At 24.5% G+C, this 8,094-nt stretch carries 7 protein-coding genes; 1 reads left to right on the forward strand and 6 read right to left on the reverse strand.

Features of this window, described 5'->3' with window-relative positions:
- Positions 1 to 90: 90 nt before the first annotated feature.
- Both Q5F54_RS07975 and Q5F54_RS07980 read right to left on the reverse strand, forming a co-directional pair.
- The gene (locus Q5F54_RS07975) at positions 91 to 759 is read right to left on the reverse strand and encodes a metal-dependent hydrolase (protein WP_288526718.1); all 669 of its coding nucleotides are present in this window, start codon (positions 757 to 759) and stop codon (positions 91 to 93) included.
- 142 nt (positions 760 to 901) lie between these two features.
- Positions 902 to 2,002 carry a glycoside hydrolase family 10 protein gene (locus Q5F54_RS07980; protein WP_302334201.1) on the reverse strand — a complete coding sequence of 367 codons (1,101 nt, stop codon included), beginning with the start codon at positions 2,000 to 2,002 and terminating at the stop codon, positions 902 to 904.
- A gap of 423 nt (positions 2,003 to 2,425) precedes the next feature.
- Between Q5F54_RS07980 and Q5F54_RS07985 the strand changes: the two genes are divergently transcribed.
- Positions 2,426 to 2,926, forward strand: coding sequence for a GNAT family N-acetyltransferase (locus Q5F54_RS07985; protein WP_288526721.1), 501 nt, complete (start codon positions 2,426 to 2,428; stop codon positions 2,924 to 2,926).
- Between the two features lie 169 nt (positions 2,927 to 3,095).
- Here Q5F54_RS07985 and Q5F54_RS07990 read toward each other — a convergent pair whose 3' ends face one another.
- The 4 genes from Q5F54_RS07990 to Q5F54_RS08005 all read right to left on the reverse strand — a co-directional run bounded on the left by Q5F54_RS07990 (position 3,096) and on the right by Q5F54_RS08005 (position 8,006).
- Positions 3,096 to 3,764 (reverse strand): YkgJ family cysteine cluster protein, encoded by a 669-nt coding sequence (locus Q5F54_RS07990; protein WP_302334202.1) that lies wholly within the window; start codon positions 3,762 to 3,764, stop codon positions 3,096 to 3,098.
- Positions 3,765 to 4,070: 306 nt separating this feature from the next.
- Complete coding sequence (locus Q5F54_RS07995) at positions 4,071 to 5,507, reverse strand: restriction endonuclease (RefSeq protein ID WP_302334203.1); 1,437 nt, start codon at positions 5,505 to 5,507, stop codon at positions 4,071 to 4,073.
- Between the two features lie 300 nt (positions 5,508 to 5,807).
- Positions 5,808 to 6,176 (reverse strand): hypothetical protein, encoded by a 369-nt coding sequence (locus Q5F54_RS08000; protein WP_288564989.1) that lies wholly within the window; start codon positions 6,174 to 6,176, stop codon positions 5,808 to 5,810.
- 252 nt (positions 6,177 to 6,428) lie between these two features.
- Entirely contained in the window at positions 6,429 to 8,006 is a 1,578-nt protein-coding gene (locus Q5F54_RS08005) for a hypothetical protein (RefSeq protein WP_302334204.1), read from the reverse strand.
- Positions 8,007 to 8,094: the final 88 nt, after the last annotated feature.

An 8,094-nucleotide genomic window follows, 5' to 3' on the forward strand; every position in this document is an offset into this window, starting at 1 on the left:
TTCAGAAGTTATCCACATTTTTTAAAATATTATAATATCCTTAAGCGTAAAAAAGGTAAGCCATATTCATATAACTTACCTTAATCTTATCTATATCTCTATACTTTCATTAAAATCAACTATTAATACCTTTGCATCACAGTTTTTCTCAACTTCTATTTTAAAGTCTTGTGGCGACTGTGCTATTGGTGGCCATGTGTCATAATGTATTGGTATAACTACATTTGGTTTTAACATTTTAACAGCTTCTAAAGCTTCTTCTGGTCCCATAGTAAAATTATCTCCTATTGGAAGTAAGGCATAATCTATATTATTCATTCTACCTATTAACTCCATATCGCCAAATAATGCAGTGTCTCCTGCAAAGTATATAGTTTTTGCGTAAAAATCTATTATAAATCCACAAGCAACTCCTCCTTCTATACCTGCACTGTGTATTGCTTGTGTAACCTTTACAGAACCAAATTCAAAGTTAAATTTTCCACCGATGTTCATTCCATGAGAATTGCAACCTTTACTCTCTGCCATGTTTGCTATTTCTGCTGTACTTATTATTGTTGCACCAGTTCTTTTAGCTATTTCTATAGCATCTCCTATATGGTCAAAGTGTGCATGTGATACTAATATATAATCACATTCTACTTCATTTGGATTAGTTTTATTTACTGGGTTATCTGTAAAAAATGGGTCTATTAATATAGTTACATTATCTTTTGTTAATGAAATGTTAGCATGACCGTTGTATTTTAATTTAATCATCTGTATTCCTCCGTTTTATTTATATTGTAAATTATACCATATAATATATTTATTAAAATAATATAATCTTGTTTATATTTTACTTTTTATAACACTTGATTATTATAGACTGTACAATATATGTTATATTCAAATTATACTTTTAATTATCATTAAATTTAGTTGGTAAAATAGCCTTACAATTATATGCTTCTTTTAATTGCATTACTATATTATCATTATCATTCATTATATCCCTTGCACTAAATAATATATTTCCACTTACATATTCATACTCACTATTTATTTCTATTTGTTTATAAATCTCACTTGCTATATCTAAATCATTTATATTTTGACCTATATAAAGTCTTACTCCACTATCTTTGACTACATCATTCCACCAACTTACCATAACTTCATAATTAATATCATTATTATCTGTGCTCCAGTAAATTTGAGGAGCTATATAATCTACAATATGTTCATCTATCCATGTTAAAGTATCCATATAAAGATCATAATAACTTTCTAAGCTATTTGACTCTGAGCCAATTAAATCACTACTTTTATTTTTCCAAACTCCATATGGGCTAACTCCAAACTGAACTGATGGTTTTGTAGATTTTATTACTTTGTATATAGTTCTTATAAGGTTATTTACAGATTCTCGTCTATTATTTGCAACTTCACCTTCTCTATCTTCTCCTTCTGGTAATGGATAATCATAAGGGTAAAAATAATCATCAAAATGTATTCCATCTACATCATATTTTTTTATTATCTCATAAACTGTTATTGCAACATATTCTATAACTTCAGGATTTTCAGGGTCATAAAATAATGCATTGTTAAATTCTAATACCCACTCTGGTTTTATTCTAGCAGGATTGTTTGGTGCTAATTCATTTAAATCTGTTCCTTGTGTTGTTATTCTATATGGGTTTAGCCAAGCGTGAAATTCCATATCTCTTTTGTGGGTTTCTTCTATCATAAATTGAAGTGGATCATATCCTGGATATTTTCCTTGCTCTCCTGTAAGATATTTAGACCATGGATTTATATATGATTTGTATAATGCATCTGAAGTTGGCCTTACTTGGACAAATATAGCATTTATGTTTAATGAATCTAGTTTATCTAATATTTCTATAAATTCTTGTTTTTGAGCTTCTGGGTTATCAAGTGTTTTAGGCCAGTCAATATTATACACACTTGCTATCCATACTCCTCTAAATTCAACTAATGTACATCTATTATACATTTATATCTCCCCCTTATAAGCGTATTTTTTCTGCCTCTTTTTTGATACTTATATATTTCATTTTGATGTAATCTATCAACAGTATTTTCATACTTTTTACTGTTTATAAAAAATTCGCTTCGCTCATTTCGCCAACGATATATCCTTGCTACCGCTACGGATACATCCGTTGCTCAAAAATGTCATTTTTTACGTACATAGTTTTGTCTTAAATATCCTATGTTTTAACTTTGCTTTAAATTAAAATATCTTTAGAAATTCATATTTATAAAAATATGATATGTTATCTTTCTTTGTGCTTAAACTATGTATATCACAATAATTTTATATTCTCACTAAAACATTTATATTTAGTTAAAATTTGTTTAATCCTAATTTCTGATATAATTATTATGATATTAATAAGAGATATGGGGGATAAAAATGGAGATTAGAAAGATACAAATGGAAGATGCTAATAATTATTTAGATATGCTTTTGAATTTAGATAATGAGACTAAATTTATGATGTTTGAACCAGGGGAACGCCCTACTGATATTAATATAATAAAAAATATAATTGAAAAAAGTATTAATGGTGATAATTTAATTTTAATAGCTATAGATGAAGAAAATATAGTTGGTTTTCTTTCCGCCCAAAAAGGAGAATATAAAAGAATTAAGCATACTGGCTACATTGTTGTTGGAATACGTGAAAAATACAGAGGTAATGGAATTGGAAGTAAATTATTTTCTGAATTAGATATATGGGCTATAGAAAATAATATTACAAGGCTTGAACTTAGTGTAATTTGTTCTAATACTATAGCAAAACATCTTTATGAAAAAAATGGATTTAAGGTAGAAGGTATTAAGAAAAATGCAATGATTATAGATGGTAAATATGTAGATGAATTTTTTATGGCAAAAATATATAATAGTTAAATTGTAAAAAATTCGATTCGCTTGAGCGACGTGTCTGTGAAACATTTCAAAATATCATTTTTCTCTTTTTTAAAGTTGATGATGATAAAATACCCTACGTCTGTTTTTAAGACGTAGGGTTATTTAGTATTATACTCTACCTTATTTAATCTGTTATTTTCCTTTATTACTAAATAATTCCCAAGCTATTTTTTATATTAGGTAAATCTTTTAAAAATACAGAATAAAAATCCTCATCTTCTTTTATCTTAATACGATAACATCCTTCTAATAAAGTTTTATTAATTGCCTTTATCTCTTCTTCATCTCTTACAAACTTTAAACGGAAAGTTAGTGCCTTAATAAACTTATACCACTCTAAGATAAATCTTTTATTTTCATCATAGTTTTCAATTCCTATCCAGCTTTTTACCTTAACATCTTTTAAATCTTCTTTAGGACAGTTTCCTACCTGTAAAAAGTATTTAAAATCATCATCTTGGTATGCTCTTCCAAGAGGGAATAAACGACAAATGTTTGGACGTTTAGAATGAATCATACATCTATTTTCTTTATTTAAAAAGCTACATCTTTTATCTTTATCCTGCATGTTTAAGTATGGTAATAATATTTTATTATTTTGTCTTAATTCAATCTTATCTCCTAGTAATTCATCAAATTCAACACCTAAGTAATTTACCATTTCATATATATCAAAAGGTGTAAGGACTACTAGTTCACCAACATCATGACAGCAATCGCTACATCCATCACATCCACATGTGTCTGCTTTTACTATATCTTCAATATCATATAATTTTCCATCTGATATTTCATCTAGTATGTTTATAGATTTCATTGTTTTATCCTCATTTCTTATTTAGGTTTTATAAAATATCCAATAAAATATTATCATACTAAAAATTTTATTACAACTTATCATATTTATAGTTTATTTAAATAATGTTAAATCCTTTTAAATTTCTTATAATATGTATTTATATCTTCATTTATTAAATCATAAAAATAAGGTTAACTTAATATAATTATGTTAACCTTATTCTTATGAGTTTTGAGCAAGGATATATCGCTTATGAAATGTTTCGCCGACACGTCGCTTGATCAAAGCAAAATTTTTATATTAATATCTATTATTAAGTATAAACTATTTATGTAGTATATGTGAATTTATACCATATTGATTAAAATAATCAACTAATAAATTACCATTTATAAGACTTATATTATTATCCGATGCAAACTTTTCACAATTACTACTAAAATTACTTGTAGATATAAATATCCCCTTCATAGCATCAGAATTTCTAAGTACAGATTCAAACTCCCTAAGCTTTGGTATATCTATATTATTTTTATATCTTTTAACCTGTGCTATCACCTTACCACCAACTATAGGGTCATCATGGTTTAATATACAGTCTATACCCCCATCATTAGTTTTATTAGTCTGTAATACATCATATCCCATATTTCTAAATAATGTAGATACTAAATCTTCAAGTATAAATGGATCAACATCTAATAAATTTATACTATCATTATTTTCAACTGACTTATTTAAATAATCACATTTACATATAGGGGTAATGCTATTTAAACATAACTTTGAGTTTATATCTATTCTTCCTTGCATAGTTTCTTTTAAGCACGTTAGCTTGTCTATTCTATTCATATCTATACTATTAAAAGTATTTTTATCTACCATAGCCGATATTATATATGGGCTTATATCTTGTCCTGTAGCTAAGTCTATATCATTTATATATCCATTAAATACAACAGTATCTATGTTATTATATATATCTTTATCGAATATATTTTTTATGACATTAAGTGCTACAGAATATATTGTTTGATTATATATATTATTTTTATCTTTTTCATTAATTGGTATAGATTTTATACTATCTATTGTTTTTTTATATTCATATCTTATTGTTTCTGGAACTATTTTTCTATCTGGAAGTAAATAATCTATTACTAACTTTTTAGAGTCTTTACAATACCCTGTATTTATACATTTTTTAAATTCAAATGGATATTGTACTTGTTTTAATATTTCTGCTTTATAATTACTTACAAGTGTTGCATCTTGATTTTTGTAAAGTTCTTTTTTAGTTTTTATAATTTCTTCTACTTGAAGATTATGTGCTTTAATTTTATTTTTTCTGTTATTTTCATTTTCTTCATATAATTTATATTCTTTTTCGTATTTTTCATTTTCTTGTTGTATATATAAGTTGTATTTTTGTTTTGATTTTTTAGATATTTTTTCAAGTAAAGTTGGTTTTCTTAAACTTAATTCTATTGGCTTTGTATATGGTACTAAAAGCTCTTTTGGAACATCTTGTATGTCTCTTTTTATAAATTCTTCTATTGATATTACATTTGGATTTATATTTATTATATTATTTAAGCTTTCTATATAAACTTCTATATCATTAGTTAAATCTGATGCTTCTTTATATTTATTTTCTAAGTATTCTTCTCTTATTTTTCTTTGTTCATCTCTTATGCTTTGTTTTTTTATTAAATCCTTTGCAACTTTATCTGTAAAATTTTCTAATCCCTTTTTTGCCATATTCCCTACTCCTTACGTTATTTATATTATTTACAGTATTTGCATAAATTGAGTTTTTTATGAATACATTATCATTATTTTTATTAAGCTAAAATATTGTTATATACATTAATCCTAAATCATATTTTTAAATATTTGTATAAAGCATTATGTTTGTGATATATGGGAAAAAGTAGTTATATATTATAAAACCACCTAGAAATTCTAGGCGGTTTTATAATTAAAGTTGAAAGTATATACAATTAAATCGGTATTAAGTTTATCCTTAATTGTTTAAAGTTAATTAACTTAATTTATAATTTATTCGTATACTACAATATCAACTTTTGATAAGTCAAATTTATAATAATCCTGAACTAATTCAGAAATAATAGTTTCTAAATAATATATATCTTTTTTTACAAAATCATAGTTAAACTGAGTTTCAAAAACTTTTATATTATTGATTATAAGTAAAATCAAATTATTTTCTTTTTTAACTTCTATTTTTAAATTTTCTTCATTTGAAGTATTTAAATAGTTTAAAAGTCTTTTTAAAATAGCATCTATAGCCATATTTTTATGAGCTATATCATAATTGTTATTACAATCGCTACAATAAGTATATGTAGAGTTTGTATCAGATAATAAAGATTTAATATTTGTACTTGTACAACAGTTGCAAATCATTTTTAATAATCTCCCATTAATTATATTTTACTTATGTGAAACTTTTTCACTCAACTTCTACATTATAACCTTTTGTGTTTGTTGCATTTTGTCAAAACCTGCGATTTTTGTGAATTGGAAATTATTACCTGTATAATACAATAAGTCATAGGTATATTTTAAGTTTAAAGATTTAGTTAAAATAAAAGGTGTCTGGATTTCCGACACCTTTTATTTTTAACTTATAGTTAACACAAATTACGTTCAACTTTTTTATTTAAACTTAACTATCTCACTATTCTTAGTATAAAACTCATCATAATTATTAAAATTCATTTCTACTTCATTTGTTTCTAAATTTATGTATGTCATACAATCATTATCTATAACATTTAATGGGTAATGATTATAATATGTAAAATCTAAATATTCATTTAATATAGTCTCTGACAAAGTATATTCTAAATTAACTAACAAGGTCTTATAAGATTTTTTATTATACTCTTGTAAAATATCCATTTCCAAATCATATTTTTTACCTGGAAGTAATATATTAGAATTTTTATCTTCATCATCCTTTATTATAGTATTGTAATCAACATTTATTACCATACCTTTATCAGTGTTATTAATTATACTAAAGTAAATTTTAGATGCTTTTTTTCCTAAGTATAATTTATCAAAACTTATAATCACATCATTAAACTCTTCCTCTTTTGATAAGTATATAGTCTTGTACTTACCAAGCTTATCTAAAGTCAATAATTCTTTGTCATTTTCTAGCTTTTGTCTTTCATCATAATCTAAGTATGAATCTTCATAATACATAGATTCTATATTATCTTTATAAGTATAATTGTTTATAGTTGGAATTACGAAAGCTACAATTAAAATCAATAATGGAATAATATTTCCTATTTGATACTTATCTACTTTTATATTATTAATAGATACTGCTTGTTTTGATAAAACACCGTGTACTACAGATAAGTTATCCATATAACCTATGTAGTAGCCTTCTTTTAATTTTACTTTTATTTCTCTTTTATTAGTATAGTCTGTAACTACTACATCATAATAAGTATTATGCCTTTTTCTATGTTCATAAACTCCTGTACAAACTCCATCAATAGTTGTATATAGTGAAAATACATCTTCTATTAACTTAAATATATTTATAATTAATATATAACCCCACAGTATTGTTCCTAGTACTAAACCATTTACAGCAAAAAGTGCTCCAAAAGATATAATACTTAATATGTCTACAATTATATTAAATCTTCTATCACTAACTTTTATCTTTTCTTTGTTATCATACCAAATTTTATATCGCCATTTTTTACTATCTATATTAGAATCATTATGTTCTTCACCATTGATTTTTTCTAAGTAATTTAACTTTCTATCAAATAAATATGATTTTATATATGATTCTTTTGCATAGTGCATTAAAATACTTGTATATATTAAAAGTATAGATAGGATTAATAGTTGTTTATCTTTAGTAAATAAGACTAAAGATAACATACCTATTATATTTACAATAATAAATAATTTATATGGCAGTGTACTCTTTTTAAGCTTTTTTAATTTCTCTTTATCTTCAAAAACTTCAATATTTTTAAGATCACTCTTTATCCCTATATATAACATTAGTAAAAATAAAAACTCAAATGCATAAAATTCTATACTATATCCAATTTCAATATTTGATACTATTTCAAAGAACCTTATGTCTGTGCTTAGTATTCCTAATTTAATTAAGCTTTGTAAAGGATATATTAAAAAAAGTCCGTATAGGATATATGTAATTTTACAAATATTATCTAACTTATGCTTATTCTCCATATGCTCCCTCCACAAAAATCATAAATAGTCTATTTATAATATTATAACGTATGACTATTTTTTTAATTCCTGAATTATCAATTTAAAT

The organism is uncultured Romboutsia sp. (genome assembly GCF_958366745.1).
In the GTDB taxonomy this organism is placed as follows: domain Bacteria; phylum Bacillota; class Clostridia; order Peptostreptococcales; family Peptostreptococcaceae; genus Romboutsia; species Romboutsia timonensis.

Excerpts from the sequence above, each read along its gene's own strand:
- Q5F54_RS07995 (WP_302334203.1), bottom strand. The coding sequence starts at position 5,507 with ATGGCAAAAAAGGGATTAGAAAATTTTACAGATAAAGTTGCAAAGGAT.
- Q5F54_RS08000 (WP_288564989.1), bottom strand. The coding sequence starts at position 6,176 with ATGATTTGCAACTGTTGTACAAGTACAAATATTAAATCTTTATTATCT.
- Q5F54_RS07975 (WP_288526718.1), bottom strand. The coding sequence starts at position 759 with ATGATTAAATTAAAATACAACGGTCATGCTAACATTTCATTAACAAAA.
- Q5F54_RS07980 (WP_302334201.1), bottom strand. The coding sequence starts at position 2,002 with ATGTATAATAGATGTACATTAGTTGAATTTAGAGGAGTATGGATAGCA.
- Q5F54_RS07985 (WP_288526721.1), top strand. The coding sequence starts at position 2,426 with ATGGAGATTAGAAAGATACAAATGGAAGATGCTAATAATTATTTAGAT.
- Q5F54_RS07990 (WP_302334202.1), bottom strand. The coding sequence starts at position 3,764 with ATGAAATCTATAAACATACTAGATGAAATATCAGATGGAAAATTATAT.
- Q5F54_RS08005 (WP_302334204.1), bottom strand. The coding sequence starts at position 8,006 with ATGGAGAATAAGCATAAGTTAGATAATATTTGTAAAATTACATATATC.